The sequence below is a fragment of the Nocardia sp. NPDC051750 genome, assembly GCF_044453135.1.
GTDB lineage: Bacteria > Actinomycetota > Actinomycetes > Mycobacteriales > Mycobacteriaceae > Nocardia.
On the sequence record NZ_JBITCK010000002.1, the window covers coordinates 571,687 to 592,206 of the forward strand.

Consider the following 20,520-nt stretch of genomic DNA (forward strand, 5'->3'; position numbering starts at 1 on the left):
GGATGTGCTGAGTGGAATGAGCCGAGTCTGTGCTCTACGCGTTGAGTTTTGTTGAACCTGAAGCTCTTTCGACGGGTGTGGACGTCGATGTGATCCTCCGGCGATGGGTTCGGGGCGAGATCGGCGCAGCGTGCGCACCGCCTGGGGTGGAGGACTCCCCACTGACGCTTCCTCGTCCGATACTATCGGTAGCGATACTATCGGTAGCGATAGTAATGGGCCCGGTTTGGGGGTGCGCATGGTTGACTTCATCGGACGGCAGCATGAGCTGGACACACTCAGCACCGCGCTGACCGGGGTGCGGGCAGAAATGGGAACCGCGCGGCCGGGTCGGTGTCTGGTCCTGCGCGGCCGACGCAGGATCGGCAAATCCGCGTTGGTGGAAGAGTTCGTAGACCGGAACCGGGTGCCGAACGTCTACTACACCAGCGAGATCGGATTCGGCGCCGATCCACTCGCGTCGTTTGTCGACGAAGTGCGGAGCTCGTCGCTGCCCGATGCCGATGTCTTCGCCGAGGCGCTGCCCGGAAACTGGACCGCGGCGTTGCGGCAGCTCGCCGGTATTCTGCCGACGGATCAGCCCAGCGTGGTGGTGCTCGACGAAGTGCCGTACCTGATGGACCCCGACGGTGCGTTCGAAAGCGTTCTGCAACGGGCGTGGGACCGCGAACTGTGCCGCAAGCCGGTGCTGCTGATTCTCATCGGCTCCGACTTGGCCATGATGCAGGCGCTCACCTCGTATGGACGCCCGTTCCACCAGCGCGGCACCGAAATGCGGCTGGGCCCGTTGAACCCCGCAGATGTGGCGGCCATGACCGGCCTGGAGCCGGCGGCCGCGTTCGACGCGGCCCTGGTAACCGGAGGACTACCGGTCATCGCAGCGCGGTGGCGGGCGGGCGATGATGTCGAAGCATTCCTCTCCCGAGAGCTGGCAGACCCGGTGAGCCCGTTGGTTGTCTCCGCGCAGCTGTCCCTCGCCGCCGAATTCCCGGATCACACCCAGGCCCGTCAAGTCCTGGCGGCAATCGGCAGCGGCGAACGCAGCTTCACCAATATCGCCCGGGCCGCCGGCGGTATCTCACACTCGACGCTCACGCGGGCCGCGCAGCTCTTGACCACCAAAGGTGTTGTGGCGGCGGAGCTTCCCATCAGCCTCACGCCCTCGAAAGAACGGCGATACCGCATCACCGACCCATATCTTCGCTTTTGGCTGACCTTCCTGGGGCCGCATCTCACCGAGCTGGACCGGAGGCGTCCGGACCTCACTCTCGAGCGAATCCGTCGTGGCTGGACGAGCTGGCGCGGCCGGGCCGTGGAACCGCTGGTCCGGGAGGCGCTCGCGCGTCTGCTGCCCGCGCAGGGCATCCCGGCGGTCCCCGCGATCGGCGGCTACTGGACTCGCAGCAACGACGTCGAAATCGATATCGTCGGCGCGGATCGCGAGCCGGTCGCACATGAGATTGCCTTCCTCGGGTCCATCAAATGGCTGGAGAATTCCCCATTCGACACCCACGATCTGACCGCACTTCAGTACCACCGTCATCGCGTGACCGACGAACCGATCCCCCTGGTCGCCGTCGCACGGTCCGGAGTCACCACCCAGCACATCGAGGCCGCATTCACCCCGGCGGACCTGATCCAGGCGTGGCAGCCCAGCGGCCCACCGGACTCCTCGGGGCGATGATCGGCCATGTTGCTGGCCGGTCAGCGGTGGATCGGACGGACTGTCGGCCGAATCTGCCACAGCTCGCGGCTGATCCCCGTTGTAGTCAGTGTTCGGTGCCGGGGGAGGTGCTGCGGCTGTCGTAGCGTGCCTGGGCCGCTTCGATATCCGGCGCGTGCGCGACTGTCCAGTCGTACAGCCGGCCGAACGGCTCCCGGAGCGACTTGCCGAGCGGTGTCAGTGAGTACTCCACGCCGACCGGAGAGGTCGGCAGGACCCGGCGCTCGATCATGCCGTTGCGTTCGAGTCTGCGCAGTGTCTGGGTGAGTACCCGCTGTGTCACGCCCTCGAGGCGGCGCTTCAGCTCGTTGAACCGGGTCGGATTCTCGAGCACCGACATGGCCATCATCGACCATTTGTCCGCGATCTGATCCAGGATCGGGCGGCTCGGGCAGTCGACCGCGAAAACGATCTTCTCCGCTGCGTGGGCGGCGTACGAAGCAGTGTCCTCCATGTGCCCTGGTACCTCCGAAGTGCGTTCTTGATCGATTCCCTCGCGGGCCGGACAGTAGGTATACAACGCAAACCTACATGCCTAGGGCATACGAACGGAGAAGCGATGAGCACCGGCTCTTTCTCGACCCTGCACGTCACCACGAGCGGCGGCGTGGCCGAGATCGTCCTGGACAACCCACCCGTGAACGTCATCAGTGCCGTCATGATGCGCGAGCTCGCCGACGCGCTCGGGGAGCTCGCCGCGGACTCGTCGGTGCGGGTCGTGGTGTTCTCCTCGGCGAACCCCGATTTCTTCCTCGCGCACGTCGATATGCATATCCTCGATCAGGAAGAGGTCCTCGCCGACCTCATCGCGGCCGCCGCACCGAGGGGGATCAATGCGTTCCAGGCCGTCGGCGAGCTGCTGCGGAACCACCCGCAGGTGACCATCGTCAAGCTCGCCGGGAAGGCGCGCGGCGGTGGTGCCGAGTTCGTCGCGGCCGCGGACATGAGCTTCGCGGCCCGCGAGAGTGCCGGTATCGGCCAGATCGAATCGCTCATGGGCATCGTGCCCAGCGGCGGCGGCACCCAGTACCTGCGTGAGCGTGTCGGGCGCAACCGCGCCCTGGAGACTGTCCTGACCGGAGACCTGTTCGATGCGGACACCGCGGCGGCGTACGGCTGGATCAACCGCGCCGTGCCCGCCGCCGAGCTGGACGCCTTCGTCGACCGCATCGCGCGAAACATCGCGGACCTTCCGGCAGGAGTTGTCGAGGCGGTCAAGTCCGTACTTCCGCCCGCGGACCTGAGCACTGGTTATGCGAAGGAAGAGACCGAATGGTCTGCCCTTATTGCGGGTCCGGATGCCCTACGTCTCATGGACGGGGCCCTGCGGCACGGAGCTCAGACCCCCGAGGGCGAGACCGACCTCGAGGCACTCATGCGTTCGGCTGCACGTTAGCCGAGGCGCCGTCGATATCACGGAGGGCATACCGGGGCGGACCAGCCTGGCATCCGATGTGGATCTCGCCAGGATCCGGCGGCTCCGCCCCTCGTCCCGCCCTACCGGCATCCGGCACCTGGCGCCACTCCGGCGGGGCCAAGGACGGTACCGACCGTCGGCGACTCGACCCGGGGCCACCCGCGCCGGCGGCGGACCGTTTCGGCCGACTGCGTACCGATTCACCGGAATAACCGTGCTGCGGTCGGCGGCGCGTCGAGGTGCAGTGGGCCGCCGCACGGTGTTCGTTCGGGGCGTTGCCGGTCGGGCGGGGGTGACACTGCGTTGTCGGTGAATCACACTGAGAGGGTTTCGAATAGGCGGGAGGAGAGCTGTCGTGGCTTCTCGGTATACATCGGCGCTCGAGTGTGAGATCACGGATATGCGGGCACAGCACGAAACCTGGGTACGCACCGGCGAACCGTGGTCGTTGCGGGAGCTGTTCAGCACACCGGACTGCGATATCGCCGACTACTGCAAAGAATTCCGGCCCAGCGAATTCGGTGCGCAGGCGTGTGGCGAGGTGGAGCGGTACTGCCGGGAGCAGGGGATCTGGCTGGAGCCCGGCGGCGCGCACTACAACAGTATGACGCCGTACCTGCATCCGAACCCGATCAGCGCCCAGCGGTTGACCTTCATCGGATTGTTCAACGCCATCCTGTTCTGGCTCAACGACACCGTCGGGCGCGAGAAGTACGGTCACTTGACCGATGCCGAACAACACCGGGCGCGAAACGAACTCGCCAGTCTGTGCCGTCTACTGGAGACCCGGATCCCCCCGGAAACCACGACCCCGGTCGAGACGGCGACGGTCGAGTTCCTGACCGGCATCGGAGACCTGGCGGACCCGCGGTGGCTGGACGAATTCCTGGTCTCGACCCTGGACCATCTACAGACCGCGATCCGGGATCAGAATGCCCGGGCACGCGGTGATCTGCTGACCGTTGCCGAATACATCGATCTGCGTGCGCAGGTGTCCGGGATGTATCCGGCGATCGCCCTGTGCGAATTCGGCCGCGACAGCTACCTGAGGCCCGAACAGCTGTCCGGGGCAGGATTGGCCTCGGACCTGCGCCGATTACAGGTGCTCACCGCGGAGATCGGTGCGTTGATGAACGATATGTTCTCCTTCGAGAAGGAGTGCATCGCGGATCGGTCCGACTTCAATCTGGTCCCGGCCTGCCTACTGAACACCCCCGGGGCGACGCTCGCCGACGCGGTCCGAGCCGCCGGTGCTGCCGTCCGGGACCGCCTCACCGAGTTCCGTCGTCGCTCCGATGCGCTCCGGGACCGCTGCCGCGAGCCGGGCCTGGCCGAGACGGATCTCGGGGCGCAAGTGCGTGTGCATCTCGCCGACCTCACCTCGTGTGTCCAGGCCAGCTGGGTCTGGCAACTGGCCACCACCCGGTACAAGGGTGACAGCATCTTCACGGAGAACTACCTCATCCGACCGGAGGGTAGGCCGATGAGCAATGATGGTGATCACCGGGGCGGCCACGCTGCCGCTCGGTAGGCGATGGTCCGTGGCGGCAAACGCGGCGAAGAACAGCTGGTCGACGAAGGGGCGTGATGGACGAGGTGGAGCATGGCGAGCTGGTTCGATCATGGTCCCGGGCGCTACGTGCTACCAGCGGCCCCGCGCCCGCCGCGCAGGATATCGATCAGTTGCTGTACTGGTTGGTACACGACCTTGCCCATGCTCTCACCGCGACGTCCTTCGATCCCGGTGCCGGTGCCCGGGCCGGCGCGGCCCTGGCGGCGTCGGGCCTGACCACCACGGATGTGGTTGCCACCTCCGCTCCGATCCTGTGGTCCCTGGCCGGGCCGAGCTCCGATCCCGAACGAATGCGGAGATTGTCGGTACTGCTGGCCAAACTCGGTGAGGGGTTCGGCGTCCGGCGGCAGATGATGTTCGCCGCACCGGACTCGCCCGAAGCCGCGCAGCGGGCGGCCGACCGATTCCGGGTGGTTTTCGACAATGCCTCGGTGGCCATAGCGGTCGGCGATACCAACGGTGTGCTGCTCGACGTCAACCAGGTTCTCGCGGATATGATCGGTGTTCCCGCCGAGAAACTCCGCGGTATTTCGGTCTACGAATTCGCCCACCCCGAGGACCGGGAACGCATCCGCCGGCTGGTCTACGAACGGCTGGTGCCGCATAAACAAGGTGCGGTGAAGCTGGAGCAGCAGATCGGCCGCGCCGACGGAAGCTACGGGTGGGCCTCGTTCTCCATCACCTTCGTCGAGGGCGGGGTGGGACATCCGAACTATCTGCTGGCCATAGGCGAAGACGTCACCGAGCAGCACCGGATGCGGGAGGAGTTGCACCGCCAGGCGCGGCACGACCCATTGACCGGTCTGCCGAACCGGCGTCGGTTGCTGGAGCAGTTGGACGCGACGATCCGCGACGCGGACCCGCAGGACCGGATCGGCTTGTGCTTCGTGGATTTGGATCGGTTCAAGTACATCAATGATCGTTACGGCCACGGCACCGGAGACAAGGTGCTCACCGCGGTCGCGGGCCGGCTCCAGGAGAGTGTGGAAGGGTTCGGCTGCCTTGTCGCGCGGATCGGCGGGGACGAATTCGTGGCGCTCGTCCCGCCGCCGGTCGACGACGATCGGATGGCTCAGGTCGCCGATCGGCTGCTCGAGGCCCTGACCGATCCGGTCGTCACCGGGGATCACCGGCTGCAGGTTTCGGCGAGTATCGGGGCGGTGGTGACCACGGTCGAGGGCGGACAAGCGGAGGTATTGCTCGACGCTGCCGATACCGGGCTGTATCAGGCCAAGAACAGCGGCAAAGCGCAATGGGTACTGCACACCCTCCCGGCCGAGGGGGCTCCCGAGTCGGACACCACGATCGAGTATCGACCCGCCGAAGGTTCCGCCGACTCGGCGCACAACTCGTGAGCGAGCCGGTCATCGACGACGGCCTGCACTGGAGCGATAGACACGGACGTGAGTGAGGCGGCCGAGCACGATCGACCTCGCCGGCAAGCCGGGGTGGACGCGGGATCACCGTAACCGGGTGCGCTGCCCGGCACCGGCGAAACCCAGCTCCAGCCGCACCGGCAGTTCGCCGACCTCGAGAGCCCGGCACAGTCGCGTGACTGCTTCGTCGTGAATCCGGCGGCGCAACAGGGGGATATCGGCGTCGGGCTCGGCAGTGACCACGAGATGGAGTTCGGGGGTCGCGCGGGGGCCTGCCAGCCATGCATCGGCTCTGCTCACGTCACCGAAGGACTCGATATCGGCGGCCACCGCGGTCGCCGCCGTGCGCGACGACAACACCGTCCGCCCGGCAGACCCGTCGGCCTCCATTCGCCACGACACCGGTTTCGGCATCCGGTGCAGCTGCGCCACCAGCCAGCGCAGGCAGAGCAGGGCCAGCAGCGTGGCGGCCGTGATCACGAGCCAGAACACCCAGCCCGGTGGGGCCGCGGTTCCCGGCACCAGGGGTGTCTCCGTGTCTGTCCAGCCCAGCCGGCCCGAATAGGCGGCGAGTGCGAGTACACCAGCGGTCAGTAGTGCGACCCCGAGTAGCGCGAGCACTATCCGATTCAGTCTCGCCGGGCGATTCGCATAGGTCATCCGGACTCTCCCATTCCCAATCCGCAATCGAGGCGCATGGATCCGCGGTCCACCGCCGGACCATCTCGGTCGGCCTGTCAAGAATTCGGTGCGACGATTCCGGTGGCACGTCTGCCACTGGATACGCTCCGGGGGCCGGTCACCTGGGTCTGCACACGCCGCGCCGGCCGCCCGAGCTGCTGGATACGGTTGCTCAGCACCGTGCAGACCTCGTCCGCGATCTCCGAGTGCCCGCGGCTGCGGTCGGTGTCGACGACAGCCCGGATCGTGCTGCGCCGGAGGGTAACTCGCGCGGAACTTACCCCGTCCACTGTTGTCGCATCGTCCCGCAGCAGGGCCCGCAGATCGCCGGCGGGCACCCCGGCATCCATATCGTCATCGGTGTTCAACGGCAGCAACCTCGGCCTGCCCGGCAGGATCGCCGCCGCCAGCAGCAGCACGCCGGCGCCGAGCAGCGCGAGACCGGCCACCAGGACCGGCCACTCGCCCCAGGCGGTCGAGTGCAGTTCGCGCGCGACAGCGTCGTAGGAGAGATATTCGCGGGTGCCGGCCGCGCGCTGCGCCAGCGAGACGATCACCGCGACGCATCCGGCGGCCAGCACCAGCGCAACCAGGACGGCGGGTAGCGTACGCCGGGATCTGCGGATCACCGCACTCTCCCGGCCCGGGCCGCTGCGGCAGCCAGTTCGGTCACCACGATATCGATCCGGGAGACAGCGAGTCCGGTCAGTTCCGCGGTGCGTCGCTGCAGATGCGCACGGCAGGCATCGGTGACCCGGCCCACCGGTTCGGGATAAAGGATCGGCAGCCGGATATCGAGCGCAGTCCGGTCCCCGGAGACAGCGGCGTCGACCGAGACCGGCCCGGCGACCCCGGCGACCTCGCGGGCTGCCCGCGCGGCGATCCGCCGGACCGCCCGGCCGCTGACCGTGGTCACACCCGGTAAGCCGGTGCTCACCGCGGTCACCGCCGGCCGCTGTTCCGCTGCGCCGATCGCAGCACCGCGCTCAGGTCCAGTTCACCGTCGAGCCATCGGCCGGCCAGCAGGCCGGCGGCCGCGAACACGAGCACGATCAGGAATGCGCCGAAACCGCCGAAGGCGGCGGCGAAACCGAGCGCGAGACCGATCGCCAGGCCTATCGATGTGGCGTTCATCGTGCACTCCTCTCCGCTGCGGCGGCCCGGCTCATTGCACCCGGCCGGTGCCGGTATCGGGCTCGTCGTCGTCACCGGGAATGTAGACATCGTTGACATTGATATTCACCTCGACGACCTCGAGTCCGGTCATCTGCTCGATCGCGGTGATCACATTGCGCCGCACGACGCGGGCCACCTCGGCGATCGCCACCCCGTACTCGACGACGATCTGCAGATCGACGGCGGCCTGGGTTTCGCCCACCTCCACCGTGACACCCTGACCGGTACTGGCCGAAGCGCCGGGGATCCGTTCCCGCAAGGCGCCCAGCGCCCGGGCGGTGTTGCCACCGAGATCGTGCACCCCCTGGACCTCGCGGGCCGCCAGCCCGGCCACTTTCTCCACCACCACATCGGCGATGGTGGTGGTGCCCTGGTCGGTGACCAGCGGGTTGGCTTTCCGCGCCGCGCCTTCGGGCCCCTGGTCGGCCCCGCGACTGCCGACGTTGTTCCCTGTGATGGTCTTTGCACTGGTTGGAGCGGTCATTTCTTCTCCTGATCGGATCGGGATTGCTGGACCTCACTGTGTTCGACACCGGAACCGGGCAGATGTCACGCGCCGGCACCGAGCTGATCGGCTCCTTCCTCGACCGCCGCCGTATCGAGTTCGGTGACCACGAGCCGTAGCTCGGCCTGTTCCCACCGGCTGCCGGTGAGCACCGGGCGAATGGCCCTCCCGGCCCGTTCCAGCAGCGGCGGCAGCGGCAGCACCTCGGACACGACCCGCACCTCGACCACGTCCGCGCCGAGGTCGACGGCGTATTGCCGGGTGTCCCACGGCCAGGAGGCCTTATCGCCCAGGAGGGGCGCGGCGGGCCGAAGGCCGGGCACGTTCTCCAGCGCGCCGAGGATTCCGTCGATGATCTGTTCGTCGGCCATCACAGCTCCGGTTCGATATCGAGGATGTGCACGCAGACCGCGTCCACCGGCTGACCGGTGTGCATGTCCACGTCCCGGGCCACGTGTTCCTGCACGGCGCGGCCCACCTCGGCGGCCGGCAGGTCCGCCCGGACGGCGATATCGACGTGCACGATCAGACTCGCGCCGGTAACCCGCACGCGAACCCCTTCGGTGGGCGCCGGATCGGCATCGGTCCAGCGCTGCCTGCTCGCGCGGGTGATTACGGCCAGCAGGCCGCGCACTCCCGGTTCCAGCCGCGCGACGCCCGGCGTGGCCGCGGCGGCGCGGGCGGCGACCGCGGCGATCACCGTAGGTGTCACCACCATCGAGAGCTTGTCTCCGGTCATTTCCGTCCCTCCGATCCGCCGGGGCCGGACTCAGGGGTCTCGTCGTAGAAATCGCCCACGTGGACATCGAGTCTGCGCAGAGTGGTGCCGATGCGGTCGGGCAGCGCCGCGGCGACCCTGGCGCGCACGTCCGGCAGCACCTCATCCAGCGATGCGGTCCCGAACCGCACCGCGATCGTCAGTTCCACATCCATCGCCGGCCGGCCACCGGATTCGGCCGGCGCCTGCCGCACCCGGCAATTCCGGGCCCGCACCCCGGGCACGGAATCGGCCGCATAACGCACGATTGCTGCCACTGCCTGCTCGCTCACCCGGATCTCGCCGGGGTGCGGGGCCGGTAGCGTCAGCATGCGTCCCCGGCGCGCGTCGGCGCGTACCGCGGACATGATGCGTCCGAGCAGGTCCGGTGGGGTTTCTTCGGGTTCGTCGATCAGCTCCCGGGTCGCGGCCCGCAGCGCCAGCAGGCTTTCGCGCGCGGCCCGGCAGTGCGGGCAGGAAGCTTCGTGCGCGTCGGCGTGTCCGGCTTCCACGTCGTCGAGCCGCTGCCACACCTGCTCCAGTCCCCGCCCACAGGGCAGGAGATGGTTGCGTTCGGTCGTTTCGTTCACCGCCATGGCTTCATCACCTCGGACAATTGGGCTCGCGCCCGCGCGATACGTCCCCGGACGGCAGTGCCCGTCACGCCGATGATCGAAGCGATCTCGTCGTAGGCGAGCCCGTCCACTTCCCGCAACAGCCAACAGGCTCGCTGTTCGGGGGTGAGCTCCTGCAACGCCGCGTTCAGGGCCGTGAGTTGCGTGCTCACCTGTACCGCGTGCTCGGGTTGGGTGTCCGCGCGCGCCGATTCGGTGGAATCGGGGTCGAGTTCGGCGAGTGGCCGCCGGGTGCGGATAACGTTCAAGCAGCGGTTGGTCGTCATGCGGTACAGCCAGCCGACGAACGCGCCGTCGTCGGTGAGCTGATACAGGCGCCGCCACGCCTGCAGGAAAACCTCCTGCACCACGTCCTCGGCCTCGCCACGATCGGCCAGCATCTTCACCGCCAGCCGGAACATCCGGGCTTGGTAGCGCACCACCAGGACCTCGTAGGCGTGGACGTCACCGTCGCGTGCCCGGCTCACCAGGGTGACGTCGTCGGGACCTGCCGCCGGTGCCGATTCGATCGTGGTCATCTCACCTCCTCCACCGCCTCTCGGTAAGACACCGCGGCCGGGAGATCGTCACGCCGACTGCCGAAGAATTCGGTAGCCGCTCGGAAACAGAGCCCCCACGGCACTGTGACCGTTGTCACCACGGCTGTCCCGTGCGGTTCACCGTCCGATTGGGTCGTTATGACCGAGCGACTCCCACATAACGGAGCGATACGGAAGGTATTTGCCTATGGATCCGCGCAGTGTCCCGAGTACCGAACACCCGACACCCCGGCGTGGCCGGACCATCCGGATAGCCGGGGTGGAGTGGGTGACCGCCCTGCTCGCCCTGGCCATGTGCCTGCTCTTCGCCGCAGGCATCGCCATGTTGACGGGCTCGGTGGTGGCCACGGTTGTCTCGGCGGCCGGTATCGCCGTGGGGCTTGCGGCGGTTTCGAAAATTCTGCGGAGCGCGCGATAACGGCACCGCGGCCGCGGTCGGACAAGGTCGCTGCCATCGTCAATCCTCGCGCCGGTGGGATACGGACGGCCACATTCGGCCTGGGCGCATCGAACGCTACGGCCCGGGATCGAGGTCCGGCTTCACACGTTCCGGATGATTATCGGCAGCGGGGCCGGCGACCGTGGGGGTTCCGATTCGGATGCCACAATTGCGTATCGACCCGCCGAAGGTCGCTAGATCGTCAGCGGTGCGGATTCGGGAAACGTCACCGGCAGTGCGGTCAGTGCACGCTGGAATGCTCCGGGGCGCCAGGTGAGCTCCCCGGCCGGTACGGCGAGGCGCAGTTCGGGCAGTGCGTCGAGCAGCTGGTCGATTGCCTCCTGCGCCATCAGGTAGGCCACCTCTTTCGCCGGGCAGGTATGCGCTCCGATGCTCCAGGCGAGGTGGGCGCGGTTGTCGGTGTACTCCCCGGTATCGATCGCCGGATCGTTGTTGCATGCGGCGATGCTGATCATCACCGGCTGATGTGCGGGTAGCCAGACGCCGTCGATCAGAATCGGCTGGCGAGGGAAGGAGACCGCGTAATTCGCTACCGGTGGGTCGGTGAACAGCACCTCGTCCACGGCATCCCGGGTCGATTGGCTCCCGCCGAGTATGCCGCCCGCGAAACGCTCGTCGGTGAGTATCAGCCGGAGTGAATTGACGATCAGGTTCTGCAGTGGTTCGATCCCCGCTCCGTAGAAGCTGTAGACATTGTGCAGCATCTCCTCGTCGTCGAGGTTCGCCGGGTCGTGCACCATCCGGGTGACGACGTCCTCATCGGGTTGGTTCTTCTTCAAGCTCACCAGATCGGCCATGGCCTGTTCCAGCATGGCGTTGCCTTCGCCGGCGGACGCTGACGACCCCTCGATCATTGTGGCCATTCCTGCCGCCGCACGTCGACTGATCTCGGCGGGACAGCCCAGTATGTCGTTGATGAGCGCGAAGGTGAGCGGAAACGCGTACTGGGTGATGAGTTCCGCCGAACCGGTGGTGCAGAAGGCGTTGATGAGTGGGACGGCGATCTTTTCCACTCGGCTGTGCAGCGAGAACATATCGACACCGTTCACCCCGGCGACAGTTGCCTGCCGGTACCGGGCATGCACGTGGCCGGAATTCCGGACAGCCGACGGGCGCCATTCCAGTAGCGGGAGGACGGGGCAATCGCGCGGGATTCCTTGCTGCCAGATACGGGAATCCGCCGGGAAGTGCTCAGGGTCGTTGAGGATGCGGACCGCGGCGTGATAGCCGACGACGAGAGTCGCCGGGACGCCGGGTGCCAGATCGACCGGTACCAACGCGCCGTATCGGCTGCGCATCTCGCGATAGGCGCGATGCGGTTCCTGGGCGATCTCCTCGGCGTAGAACGGAACCCGGGGCCCGTCCGTGCTCTGGGGCGACCCGTGGATGAGCGGAAGTACGGTGGTCCGATCGTCGGACGGCGGCGAAATCAACTGTGTCACTCCATATGCGCAGGCGGATGTGGCGCCCGAAAGCGGCTCTGCCGACGCCACCGGAACGGCCGAGGCGAGACTAATCCAGGAAGACGCCTGATCTGAACCAACCGCCCGGAATTGATCATTTCGTAGTCGATCTCCGATGCGCGGCTTCGTGTTCGCCCGCAGATCTTTCCGCCGCCCGGGCTTGCCCTGCGACGGCGGGACCGCCGCGCCGACGAGCCGGCGCGGCGGTCAACGGGTGGTTCAGGACGCCGGCTGCAGGGGGCCGATGTAGGTGCCCGGGTGGGTGGCGCCGTCCTGGCGCTGCACGCTCACGCCCGCCGGCCATGGGGCCTGCAGTTGGGTGGTGGTGTCCGGCGGGGTCAGGACGATCGTCGTGGGGACCCAGCCGCCCGGGCCGCCCGGGAGGTAGGTGAGCAGGCTGCTCACCTTCGCGCCCGGGTCCACCGTCACCGGTGCGAAATTCACGTCCTGGCGGGGCAGCTGGTAGGTCGGGCCGAAGGCCGGATCGTCCGGGCCGGTCAGGTCGACGCCCGGGAATCCCTGCACCGCACAGGTTTGCGCGGAGGTGTTCGTCAGGACGATCTCCAGTGTGCTCTGGCCGGGCGAGTCGGATGGCCGTTCGCGGGTGCTCAGGTTCAGCGTCTCCGCAGTACACAGTGCCGGTGCGGCCACGCTGGTCGCCGCCGGGATCATCACCGCCGCCAGGGCAGCCACCGCGGCGCCGGCCGCGCCCGCGGCCCGCCACTTCGTCGACGTCATGGTTCCTTTCGAAATTCGATTCATCACCACTCCATTCGAACAGATATTTCGCCCGGATGCGGGGAGCAAGGGCGGCTCGGTGACTACTACTCGCAGGGGCAGGCTGGACGTGGGGACATTGGCAATACTCGGTCGCATGAACGACACAACGCACGGCGAGTCCCACCTCGGTGAGTTCCTGACCACGCGTCGGGCACAGTTGAAGCCGGCGGATGTGGGGTTGCCGGACTACGGCGACCGGCGCCGGGTGCCGGGATTGCGGCGGGAGGAGCTGGCTCAGCTGGCCGGTGTCAGCGTGGCCTACTACATCCGGCTGGAACAGGGGCTGTTGCTCAACGCCTCACCGCAGGTTCTCGACGCGCTGGCGACGGCGCTGCGGCTGGATGATGCGGGGCGGCGTCACCTGCACACCCTGTCCGGTGATGCCCGGCAGAGCCGCCGCCGGCTCCCCGCCGAGCGGGTCACCGCGGCGGTGCGCCAACTGGTGGACGCGTTCGGGGATTCACCCGTGATCGTCATCGGCCGGCGCTCGGATGTGCTGGCGTGGAACCGTGCCGGGCATGCGTTGTTCGCCGGGCATCTGGCGCCGGACAGCCCGGAACGGGCGGCCACGCGACCCAATACGGCCCGGATGGTGTTCCTCGACGCCCACACCCGGGACTTGTATGTGGACTGGCCCAGGAAGGCGCGGGATGTGGTGGGCAAGCTTCGGCAGGTGGTCGGCGAGTACCCGAACGATCCGCAGCCGGCGTCCCTCATCGGTGAGTTGACGATGCACAGCCCGCAATTCGCCACGCTGTGGGCCGAGCACCGGGTCCGCGCCTGGGATATGGCCGAGTACCGGATGCGCCATCCGCTGGTCGGGGAGCTGGACGTACCGCAACTGGCGCCCGACGGCACCGCGTACGCCGTCGACGAACTGACCCCGACGATATTCCGCATCGACCAGGAGGGCCGCGCCTCGATCTTCCTGCAGAGCGACCTGCTCCAGGGCAAGCTCGATATTCCCGATTTCCTGAACGGCGTGGGCATGGCCGCGGTGGAATGGGTCGAGGGTGACCAGCTGATCATCGCCATGGCCGAAGGCTCCCTGGTCCGGGTCCCCGTCCAGCACCCCGAAGAGGCACAGCCGGTGAAGCTCTCCGCGCCGGGGAACGACGTACGCACTGAGCGGCGGGCCGGCCGACTTCCTCGGTGGTAAGCCGAACGACGGATTCACCCTGACGCCTGTCGAAACCGACTGAGCCGCAGCTACCGCATGGGCGGCTGTGTGGCGACCCACCCCGCTACGTTTCCTACTCCGGTGCTTCTTGGAGCGCCCGGACCTCGATCCGCGACCCGACTGCTGCCGAGCACTGTTCGGCCCAGGTCAGTGCGGTGGCCCGGTCGGGGGTTTCGATGATCCAGAAGCCTCCCACGTATTCGGTGGCGTCGACGAACGGGCCCGGTGTGTGGGTGGGGGTGTCTCCGGTGGCGTCGACGGTGATCGCAGTCGACGGTGGGTGCAGTCCGCCGGCCGTGACGAACGCTTCTGCCTCGATCAACGCGTTGTTGAACTCGCCCACTGCCGCCATCATCGCTTCCAGTTCGGCGGGGTCCATGTCCTGCATCGATTCCATGGTGGGTTCGTCCGCGGTGTCGTGCGGCAAGGTCAGAAAGTACTGCGGCATAAGGGTTCTCCTTCAGCGGATGATTCCGTTGTGTTGTTGTCGGTGTAGACGGATACCGCACCGGAAACTCATCGGGCGTGCGATCGGGCGATCACCGGCAGATGTCTATCGACCGGGGGTGCCGTCTGGGATCGAGAATCGTCCGCGCCCGGATCAGATTGCGGACGGCGCCGACATCCGGTCAGTACACGGTGAATGTGGTGGTGCTGCCGGTGTGCGGGAGGTCGGTGGTGAGGGTGAAGGTCACCCGGCCCGCACCGGTGATCAGGCGGATATTGCCCAGCTGCGGGGCCGCCCAGAAGAACGGCGTCCCATTGCCCTGCCCGAGGGATACCGAACCCGCCCCGGCCGCCCCGGTATCGAGGTTGCGCCAGTGCACGGTCGCGGTGACCGAACACCACGGGGCCGGGATGCCGAACACCTTCAGCCAGCCCTTCAGCTGTAGGTCGACAGTGCCCGGGACATCGCCGTCCGGGTAGACGTTGCCGCCGCCCCAGACCTCGCCGCCGCAGCCCGGGCCGTGTGCCGCGGTGGAGGTCATCGGGAGGTCGACGGGCAGATAATTCGACGCCGTGGCGGGTGCGCTGGTAGCTGCCAGCACTGCGCCCGTGACGGCGGCAACGGCGGCGAACCTGCCGATTCGTTCAGATGACATGGTCGGTCCTTCGGCTGCGGATTTCCGATGCGATCGGCTGTGCTACCACGGTCGCCCCGGCGTCCATGGTCCACCACCTCCATCGGTTCCGGGCGCGGGAACGCTACGGGCACCGGATTCGTGTCCGGTCCCCGGCAGTTTCGGCCAGGCGAGAGCCGAGTCGGCGGTCCCGGACGGGGCCGTCGGTGTCGAGAGCTTCGGCGGCGGCCGTCACGGTGGCATTCACCTCGGGGTGACTGGGCCGAACGCGGGCTCGGCCGCCCAGAATTACCGATCTTGTCGGCCCGGCCGGCGTAACCGGTTCGGCGAGAACAGTGGAGCTATGCCGGGATCAGGTCCTTGCGCGGGTCGACTCCGAAGTGCTCGGCGAGTTCGGTGATCGAGGCGTGTGCGCCCTGGATGCTCACCGAGAGAACGAAAGGTTCGTCGTCCACGTGGAGGACGGGACCGGAAAGGCGCTGCCACAGCGGGTTGGCTTCGAAGGACTTCTGCTGATCCCGGCTGGAGTCACCCTCGTCTCCCGGCGGGGTGTAGGCCGAGACCATGACGATGCCCGCGTCTGCCTTCAGGATCTGTTCGACCGACAGCGGAGTGAAGATGGCGTCGTCGGTGTCGGGGGCGCCGGCGGGCCGCGGGATGCCCATATCGGTCATGATCTCGCCGATGAACGAGTTGCTGGAGTACAGCCGGGCGGTGTCCTCGCCGGCGAACCGGACGAACGAGTACGTGACATCGGGATTCGCGGCCCGGATCTGGTCACCGACCGCGGCCGCGCGCTCCTCGTAGGAGGTGATCAGCTGTTCGGCCCGGTCCTTCCGGCCCAGCGCCTCGCCGAGCAGGACGATGTTCTGTTTCCAGGTCGGGCCGGTGGTTTCGGAGAAAACGGTCGGCGCGATCTTGGACAGCTGATCGTAGAGCGGTTCGTGCCGCACCTTCGCCGAGATGATGAGGTCGGGGTCGAGTTCCAGGATCTGTTCGAGGTTCGGCTCGGCCGTGGTACCGACGTTGACGGAATCGGCGCCCACGTCGTCGATATCGCCCAGGTAATCCGGGAAGGGGTTGTCCGGGTCCGCGCGGTACTGGACATAACCGACGAGAGGGGCGTCGAGCAGCAGCGCGGCGTCGGCGTAGCTGGGATCCAGCGCGACGACCCTTTCCGGGGGTCCATCGATGGTGGTGACGCCCATGGCGTGCTCGATCGATATCGGGGAGCCGCCACCGGCCGCCGCGTCCGGGCTCGCGTCCCCGGAACCACCACAGGCGCTCACGAATACCAGTCCGCTTGCCACGAGGGGAAACAGTGATCGTCGCGCGATCGATCGAGTGGACGTGCCTCGCATGAGGTGACCTTTCCTCCGGGCCGGGCGGTGACGAAGTATCCGAATGAGGATAGGCTGCCCAACGTAGGGCAGACCTTAGCAAGGAGTACCGAGATGGCGACACCGCGGCCGCGGGTGAACCGGTGCTGAACGACACCACCTCCGATCCGCCGGCTCCCTCGATCGCCTCTCCGCTCACCGCCCTCCGTTCCCCGCTGGTCATGGTTGTAGTGCCGGTCGCCGCCGTGGTGGTGGCGATTCTGGTGAGCATCTGTGTCGGGAGCAGCCCTTCGACGTTGGCCGAGGCGTGGCATGCGATCGTCGCGCCCACCGGGACCGATATGGATGTGACGATCCGCGAACTCCGCTGGCCCCGCACCCTCGTCGGGATCGCTGCGGGAGCGTGCCTGGGTGTGGCCGGAATCCTGACCCAGGGGCATACGCGTAACGCGGTCGCCGAGCCCGGTCTGCTCGGCATCAATCAAGGTGCGGCGCTCGCGATCGTTGCCGCGACCTTCCTGTTCGGTGGGCTGCCGATTCATGCCCAAGCCGGTGCGGCCTTCGCCGGCGCCCTGACGGCCGGTGTGGTGGTGTTCGCCGTCGGTACCGCCGCCCGGCACGGGGCGACGCCGGTGACCCTGGTGCTGTCCGGTGCGGCTGTCGCCGCACTCTGTGGTGGCCTCGTCACCGGCCTGGCGCTGCTGGACAGCGCGTCCTTGGACACGCTGCGCTTCTGGCAGGTCGGTTCACTGGCGGCGCGCCCGCACACGATCGAGGCGATGTGGCCGTTCGTCGTCGCCGGGCTGGTGCTGGCCGTGCTGAATATCGGCGCGCTGAATACGCTGGCGCTCGGGGAGGATACGGCGCGGTCACTCGGGACCTCGATCCCCGTCGCCCGGTGTACCGGCATCGCCGCGATCACCCTGCTCGCCGGGTCGGCCGTCACCATGGCCGGCCCGATCGCTTTCGCGGGGCTGCTGGTACCCCATATCGCCAGGGCGCTGGTCGGTGCCGATTACCGTCGTTCGGTTCCCGCGGCGGCCGCGTTCGGAATCTTCCTGGTCCTCGTCGCCGATACCGCGGGCCGGGTCATCGCCCGGCCGGGGGAGTTGTCGGTCGGCGTGGTGCTCGCGGTGCTCGGAGCACCGTTCTTCGTGTTTCTGGCCCGCCGCCGCCGGCTGGTGACCGTATGAGCGGCCCGGCCGGAAACCTGCTCGCTCCCACCCGTGTTGTGCGGTGGGGGCCGGTCTCGGTGCGGATCGCGCCGCGCGCGCTGACGGTGGGCGTTTCGCTGTTCCTGCTGGTCCTGGTGGCCGCGGCGATACATGTGGCGAACGGCGGTTCCGCGCTCCCGCTCGACGCGGTGGTCCGGGCCCTGCTCGGCGACGACTCGAATACCCGGGTTCACCTCGCGGTGACGGAATTCCGGGCACCCCGCACCGTCGGGGCCGTTGTCGCGGGCGGTTGTCTGGCCATGGCGGGGGCGATCACTCAGACCGTCGCGCGCAACCCGCTCGCCAGCCCCGACATCCTGGGGGTGACGGCCGGCGCGTCGCTCGGCGCCGTCTCCGTGCTGGTGCTGGCCGGTGGTGGCGCGGCCGGATTGAGCGGTTTCGCCGGTCAGGTCGGTCTGCCGGTCGCCGCGTTCGCCGGCGGGGTGCTGGCCGGGGTACTGGTGTATCTCCTGGCCTGGTCCGGGACTCTCGACAGTTACCGCCTGGTGCTCGTCGGCCTCGGTCTCAACGGGCTCGCCGTGAGCTTGACGACCTGGCTGCTGACACTCGGCGACGTCACCAGCGCGGCCCAGGCGCTGACCTGGATGTCCGGTTCGCTCAACGGTAAGGATTGGCCGCTGGTGGAGCCCATGGGCCTGCTGGCGCTGGTGCTGCTGGCGGGCGTGCTCGTGCTGGGACAGCGGCTGGTGCTGCTCACCATGGACGACGATGTGGCGATCGGACTCGGCGTCCGGCTCGGCCGCCTGCGGCTGTACGCGCTGATCCTCGCGACGCTGCTGGCTTCCACCGGTGTCGTCGTCGCCGGCCCGCTCGTCTTCGTCGCCCTGGCGAGCCCGCAGATCGCGCGGTTGCTCACCGGATCGGCTGTCCCGCCGATTCTCCTGTCCGGGCTGGTGGGCATGGTGTTCGTGCTGGTCGCCGATACCGTCGCCGCGAACGCGCTGGCGGTCTCGCTGCCGGTCGGTGTGGCCACCGCGGTGCTGGGCGGGCCGTATCTCATATTCCTCATCCTGCGGAACCAGAGGAGGCTGACGTGAGTCGTCCGGCCACGGCGTCCGTCCTACGCGCGGAGAACCTCACCCTCGGCTACGGTGGCGCCGATATCGTCACCGATATGACGTTCGACGTCCCGACGGGTTCGGTGACCTCGATCATCGGGCCCAACGGCTGCGGAAAGTCGACCTTGCTGCGCGGCCTCGGCCGGTTGATCGCTCCCCGGTCCGGCCGGGTACTGCTCGACGGCAAGCCCATCGGCAGCCAACCCACCCGCCAGGTCGCCCGGCGAATCAGCATCCTGCCCCAATCACCTGCCGCGCCGCCCGGTCTCACCGTCGCCGATCTGGTCTCACGCGGGCGCCATCCGCGGCAGCGGTGGTACGAGCAGTTTTCCGTACTCGACGAGAAGTCGCTCCGCCACGCCCTGGACAGCACCGGCATCCTCGACCTGGCCGGCACCAGACTCGAGGAACTCTCCGGCGGGCAACGCCAACGGGCGTGGATATCCATGACGCTCGCCCAGGAAACCGGCATCATGCTGCTGGACGAGCCGACGACCTATCTGGACCTGGCGCATCAGGTGGAACTGCTGGAACTGATCGTGCGGATGAACCGCGAACACGACAGGACCGTGGTGATGGTGCTGCACGACATCTCACTGGCCGCTCGATACAGCGACCATCTCGTCGCGATGAAGAACGGCGCCATCGTGACCCAGGGCGCACCCGAGCGCGTAGTGCGCCCGGAAGTGCTGCAGGACGTGTTCGGGCTCGCCGCCCAGGTGATCACCGAGCCCACCCACGGCCGCCCGCACGTCATTCCGCTGGGATCGGTGTGACGGGAAGATCAGGAGGACGGTGCTGTATGCGAACCGATATCGATCCCGACGAGATGGGACACGGTGGCTTCTACAAGATCCTGACCAGTGTGGTCGTGCCCCGGCCGATTGCGTGGGTCTCGACCCGGTCCGCCGCGGGCGTCGACAATCTGGCGCCGCACTCCTTCTTCACGGTCTCGTGTGTGGCGCCGCCGATGGTGCAGTTCACCTCGGTGGGCCGGAAGGATTCGCTGCGCAACGTGCTCGAGACCGGTGAGTTCGTTGTCTGCCTGGCCACCGAGTCGATGTTCGAGCGGGTCAATGCCACGGGTACGGATTTCCCCGCCGGGCTGTCGGAGTTCACCGAGGTCGGGCTCACCCCGGAGCCCAGTGTCACGGTTGCGCCGCCGCGCGTCGCGGAATCGCCGGTCGCGCTGGAGTGCGGGCTCGAGCAGACGCTCGAGCTGGGCGATTCGACCGTGGTGATCGGCCGGGTCCGGCACGCGGCGATCGATACCGGCGTGCTGCGGACCGACGCCCGCGGTAACAGCCTGCCCGCGATCGAGCGGCTGCGGCCGCTCGCCCGGCTGGGCCGCAACGAGTGGTCGACGATCGGTGAGGTGCTCGAGATCGGCCGCATCCCCTACGCGAAATGGCCGGGCCACTTCCACCGCGAGGACTGACCGCTCCGGCGCGTGAAATATGCGATGTCTACGAAATCGTTGCCGGATCGGCGATGCTTTCGGGCCGGCAATCAGGTCTGTATCAGTGGGCAAGGTGTGACC

25 protein-coding genes are annotated in these 20,520 nt (G+C 67.7%); 10 read left to right on the plus strand and 15 right to left on the minus strand.

What is annotated here, in order from left to right; translation table 11 throughout:
• Positions 1 to 238: 238 nt before the first annotated feature.
• A complete protein-coding gene (locus ACIA75_RS09945; protein WP_397102022.1) occupies positions 239 to 1,684 on the plus strand; it encodes an ATP-binding protein in 1,446 nt (481 codons plus the stop codon).
• A gap of 85 nt (positions 1,685 to 1,769) precedes the next feature.
• On the opposite strand, the gene ACIA75_RS09950 is transcribed toward ACIA75_RS09945, so the two are convergent.
• Positions 1,770 to 2,177: a winged helix-turn-helix transcriptional regulator gene (locus ACIA75_RS09950; RefSeq protein ID WP_397102024.1), complete on the minus strand. Its 408-nt coding sequence runs from the start codon at positions 2,175 to 2,177 to the stop codon at positions 1,770 to 1,772.
• A gap of 105 nt (positions 2,178 to 2,282) precedes the next feature.
• Between ACIA75_RS09950 and ACIA75_RS09955 the strand changes: the two genes are divergently transcribed.
• The 3 genes from ACIA75_RS09955 (at position 2,283) to ACIA75_RS09965 (ending at position 6,068) form a co-directional block, all read left to right on the plus strand.
• On the plus strand, positions 2,283 to 3,119 hold the full coding sequence (locus ACIA75_RS09955; protein ID WP_397102026.1) for an enoyl-CoA hydratase/isomerase family protein: 837 nt from the start codon (positions 2,283 to 2,285) through the stop codon (positions 3,117 to 3,119).
• A gap of 376 nt (positions 3,120 to 3,495) precedes the next feature.
• Entirely contained in the window at positions 3,496 to 4,671 is a 1,176-nt protein-coding gene (locus ACIA75_RS09960) for a terpene synthase family protein (protein WP_397102028.1), read from the plus strand.
• Between the two features lie 56 nt (positions 4,672 to 4,727).
• Complete coding sequence (locus ACIA75_RS09965) at positions 4,728 to 6,068, plus strand: diguanylate cyclase domain-containing protein (RefSeq protein ID WP_397102030.1); 1,341 nt, start codon at positions 4,728 to 4,730, stop codon at positions 6,066 to 6,068.
• Positions 6,069 to 6,173: 105 nt separating this feature from the next.
• On the opposite strand, the gene ACIA75_RS09970 is transcribed toward ACIA75_RS09965, so the two are convergent.
• From ACIA75_RS09970 to ACIA75_RS10010, 9 genes are all read right to left on the minus strand, one after another.
• Positions 6,174 to 6,749 (minus strand): alkaline shock response membrane anchor protein AmaP, encoded by a 576-nt coding sequence (locus tag ACIA75_RS09970; protein ID WP_397102033.1) that lies wholly within the window; start codon positions 6,747 to 6,749, stop codon positions 6,174 to 6,176.
• Between the two features lie 77 nt (positions 6,750 to 6,826).
• On the minus strand, positions 6,827 to 7,399 hold the full coding sequence (locus tag ACIA75_RS09975; RefSeq protein ID WP_397102035.1) for a DUF6286 domain-containing protein: 573 nt from the start codon (positions 7,397 to 7,399) through the stop codon (positions 6,827 to 6,829).
• Positions 7,396 to 7,707: an Asp23/Gls24 family envelope stress response protein gene (locus ACIA75_RS09980; protein WP_397102037.1), complete on the minus strand. Its 312-nt coding sequence runs from the start codon at positions 7,705 to 7,707 to the stop codon at positions 7,396 to 7,398. The genes ACIA75_RS09975 and ACIA75_RS09980 overlap by 4 nt, the downstream gene beginning before the upstream one ends.
• Positions 7,708 to 7,712: 5 nt before the next feature.
• The gene (locus tag ACIA75_RS09985; RefSeq protein ID WP_397102039.1) at positions 7,713 to 7,904 is read right to left on the minus strand and encodes a hypothetical protein; all 192 of its coding nucleotides are present in this window, start codon (positions 7,902 to 7,904) and stop codon (positions 7,713 to 7,715) included.
• Between the two features lie 31 nt (positions 7,905 to 7,935).
• A complete protein-coding gene (locus tag ACIA75_RS09990; RefSeq protein WP_397102041.1) occupies positions 7,936 to 8,430 on the minus strand; it encodes an Asp23/Gls24 family envelope stress response protein in 495 nt (164 codons plus the stop codon).
• Between the two features lie 65 nt (positions 8,431 to 8,495).
• Complete coding sequence (locus tag ACIA75_RS09995) at positions 8,496 to 8,822, minus strand: hypothetical protein (RefSeq protein WP_397102043.1); 327 nt, start codon at positions 8,820 to 8,822, stop codon at positions 8,496 to 8,498.
• Positions 8,822 to 9,190, minus strand: coding sequence for an Asp23/Gls24 family envelope stress response protein (locus tag ACIA75_RS10000; protein ID WP_397102045.1), 369 nt, complete (start codon positions 9,188 to 9,190; stop codon positions 8,822 to 8,824). Before ACIA75_RS10000 ends, ACIA75_RS09995 begins: the two co-directional genes overlap by 1 nt.
• A complete protein-coding gene (locus ACIA75_RS10005; protein WP_397102047.1) occupies positions 9,187 to 9,804 on the minus strand; it encodes an Asp23/Gls24 family envelope stress response protein in 618 nt (205 codons plus the stop codon). The genes ACIA75_RS10000 and ACIA75_RS10005 overlap by 4 nt, the downstream gene beginning before the upstream one ends.
• Positions 9,795 to 10,361, minus strand: a complete 567-nt coding sequence (locus tag ACIA75_RS10010; RefSeq protein ID WP_397102049.1) for an RNA polymerase sigma factor — start codon at positions 10,359 to 10,361, stop codon at positions 9,795 to 9,797. Before ACIA75_RS10010 ends, ACIA75_RS10005 begins: the two co-directional genes overlap by 10 nt.
• A 208-nt stretch (positions 10,362 to 10,569) precedes the next feature.
• Between ACIA75_RS10010 and ACIA75_RS10015 the strand changes: the two genes are divergently transcribed.
• A complete protein-coding gene (locus ACIA75_RS10015; RefSeq protein ID WP_397102051.1) occupies positions 10,570 to 10,800 on the plus strand; it encodes a hypothetical protein in 231 nt (76 codons plus the stop codon).
• A 215-nt stretch (positions 10,801 to 11,015) separates the two neighbouring features.
• Here ACIA75_RS10015 and ACIA75_RS10020 read toward each other — a convergent pair whose 3' ends face one another.
• Together ACIA75_RS10020 and ACIA75_RS10025 are read right to left on the minus strand one after the other, a co-directional pair.
• A complete protein-coding gene (locus ACIA75_RS10020) occupies positions 11,016 to 12,275 on the minus strand; it encodes a cytochrome P450 (RefSeq protein ID WP_397102053.1) in 1,260 nt (419 codons plus the stop codon).
• A gap of 249 nt (positions 12,276 to 12,524) precedes the next feature.
• On the minus strand, positions 12,525 to 13,043 hold the full coding sequence (locus ACIA75_RS10025; protein ID WP_397102055.1) for a DUF4232 domain-containing protein: 519 nt from the start codon (positions 13,041 to 13,043) through the stop codon (positions 12,525 to 12,527).
• A gap of 136 nt (positions 13,044 to 13,179) precedes the next feature.
• On the opposite strand from ACIA75_RS10025, the gene ACIA75_RS10030 reads away from it, so the two are divergent.
• Entirely contained in the window at positions 13,180 to 14,244 is a 1,065-nt protein-coding gene (locus tag ACIA75_RS10030; RefSeq protein ID WP_397102057.1) for a helix-turn-helix transcriptional regulator, read from the plus strand.
• Positions 14,245 to 14,338: 94 nt separating this feature from the next.
• Here the strand turns inward: ACIA75_RS10030 and ACIA75_RS10035 are convergent, their stop codons facing one another.
• The 3 genes from ACIA75_RS10035 to ACIA75_RS10045 all read right to left on the minus strand — a co-directional run bounded on the left by ACIA75_RS10035 (position 14,339) and on the right by ACIA75_RS10045 (position 16,657).
• Positions 14,339 to 14,713, minus strand: a complete 375-nt coding sequence (locus tag ACIA75_RS10035) for a YciI family protein (RefSeq protein ID WP_397102059.1) — start codon at positions 14,711 to 14,713, stop codon at positions 14,339 to 14,341.
• Between the two features lie 181 nt (positions 14,714 to 14,894).
• Complete coding sequence (locus ACIA75_RS10040) at positions 14,895 to 15,368, minus strand: hypothetical protein (RefSeq protein WP_397102061.1); 474 nt, start codon at positions 15,366 to 15,368, stop codon at positions 14,895 to 14,897.
• Positions 15,369 to 15,688: 320 nt separating this feature from the next.
• Positions 15,689 to 16,657, minus strand: coding sequence for an ABC transporter substrate-binding protein (locus ACIA75_RS10045; protein ID WP_397102063.1), 969 nt, complete (start codon positions 16,655 to 16,657; stop codon positions 15,689 to 15,691).
• A 173-nt stretch (positions 16,658 to 16,830) separates the two neighbouring features.
• Here ACIA75_RS10045 and ACIA75_RS10050 point away from each other — a divergent pair, with 173 nt between their 5' ends.
• The 4 genes from ACIA75_RS10050 to ACIA75_RS10065 are packed head-to-tail and all read left to right on the plus strand — an operon-like array spanning position 16,831 to position 20,418.
• Complete coding sequence (locus ACIA75_RS10050; protein WP_397102065.1) at positions 16,831 to 17,880, plus strand: FecCD family ABC transporter permease; 1,050 nt, start codon at positions 16,831 to 16,833, stop codon at positions 17,878 to 17,880.
• Complete coding sequence (locus ACIA75_RS10055) at positions 17,877 to 18,959, plus strand: FecCD family ABC transporter permease (RefSeq protein WP_397102067.1); 1,083 nt, start codon at positions 17,877 to 17,879, stop codon at positions 18,957 to 18,959. Before ACIA75_RS10050 ends, ACIA75_RS10055 begins: the two co-directional genes overlap by 4 nt.
• Positions 18,956 to 19,756 (plus strand): ABC transporter ATP-binding protein, encoded by an 801-nt coding sequence (locus tag ACIA75_RS10060; RefSeq protein WP_397102069.1) that lies wholly within the window; start codon positions 18,956 to 18,958, stop codon positions 19,754 to 19,756. The genes ACIA75_RS10055 and ACIA75_RS10060 overlap by 4 nt, the downstream gene beginning before the upstream one ends.
• 26 nt (positions 19,757 to 19,782) lie before the next feature.
• Entirely contained in the window at positions 19,783 to 20,418 is a 636-nt protein-coding gene (locus ACIA75_RS10065; protein WP_397102071.1) for a flavin reductase family protein, read from the plus strand.
• Positions 20,419 to 20,520 lie beyond the last annotated feature (102 nt).

What these genes read in the sequence shown, in the direction of transcription:
- ACIA75_RS09945 (WP_397102022.1), top strand. Translation starts at nt 239, where the DNA reads ATGGTTGACTTCATCGGACGGCAGCATGAGCTGGACACACTCAGCACC.
- ACIA75_RS09950 (WP_397102024.1), bottom strand. Translation starts at nt 2,177, where the DNA reads ATGGAGGACACTGCTTCGTACGCCGCCCACGCAGCGGAGAAGATCGTT.
- ACIA75_RS09955 (WP_397102026.1), top strand. Translation starts at nt 2,283, where the DNA reads ATGAGCACCGGCTCTTTCTCGACCCTGCACGTCACCACGAGCGGCGGC.
- ACIA75_RS09965 (WP_397102030.1), top strand. Translation starts at nt 4,728, where the DNA reads ATGGACGAGGTGGAGCATGGCGAGCTGGTTCGATCATGGTCCCGGGCG.
- ACIA75_RS09970 (WP_397102033.1), bottom strand. Translation starts at nt 6,749, where the DNA reads ATGACCTATGCGAATCGCCCGGCGAGACTGAATCGGATAGTGCTCGCG.
- ACIA75_RS09985 (WP_397102039.1), bottom strand. Translation starts at nt 7,904, where the DNA reads ATGAACGCCACATCGATAGGCCTGGCGATCGGTCTCGCGCTCGGTTTC.
- ACIA75_RS09990 (WP_397102041.1), bottom strand. Translation starts at nt 8,430, where the DNA reads ATGACCGCTCCAACCAGTGCAAAGACCATCACAGGGAACAACGTCGGC.
- ACIA75_RS09995 (WP_397102043.1), bottom strand. Translation starts at nt 8,822, where the DNA reads ATGGCCGACGAACAGATCATCGACGGAATCCTCGGCGCGCTGGAGAAC.
- ACIA75_RS10000 (WP_397102045.1), bottom strand. Translation starts at nt 9,190, where the DNA reads ATGACCGGAGACAAGCTCTCGATGGTGGTGACACCTACGGTGATCGCC.
- ACIA75_RS10005 (WP_397102047.1), bottom strand. Translation starts at nt 9,804, where the DNA reads ATGGCGGTGAACGAAACGACCGAACGCAACCATCTCCTGCCCTGTGGG.
- ACIA75_RS10010 (WP_397102049.1), bottom strand. Translation starts at nt 10,361, where the DNA reads ATGACCACGATCGAATCGGCACCGGCGGCAGGTCCCGACGACGTCACC.
- ACIA75_RS10015 (WP_397102051.1), top strand. Translation starts at nt 10,570, where the DNA reads ATGGATCCGCGCAGTGTCCCGAGTACCGAACACCCGACACCCCGGCGT.
- ACIA75_RS10025 (WP_397102055.1), bottom strand. Translation starts at nt 13,043, where the DNA reads ATGACGTCGACGAAGTGGCGGGCCGCGGGCGCGGCCGGCGCCGCGGTG.
- ACIA75_RS10030 (WP_397102057.1), top strand. Translation starts at nt 13,180, where the DNA reads ATGAACGACACAACGCACGGCGAGTCCCACCTCGGTGAGTTCCTGACC.
- ACIA75_RS10035 (WP_397102059.1), bottom strand. Translation starts at nt 14,713, where the DNA reads ATGCCGCAGTACTTTCTGACCTTGCCGCACGACACCGCGGACGAACCC.
- ACIA75_RS10040 (WP_397102061.1), bottom strand. Translation starts at nt 15,368, where the DNA reads ATGTCATCTGAACGAATCGGCAGGTTCGCCGCCGTTGCCGCCGTCACG.
- ACIA75_RS10055 (WP_397102067.1), top strand. Translation starts at nt 17,877, where the DNA reads ATGAGCGGCCCGGCCGGAAACCTGCTCGCTCCCACCCGTGTTGTGCGG.
- ACIA75_RS10065 (WP_397102071.1), top strand. Translation starts at nt 19,783, where the DNA reads ATGCGAACCGATATCGATCCCGACGAGATGGGACACGGTGGCTTCTAC.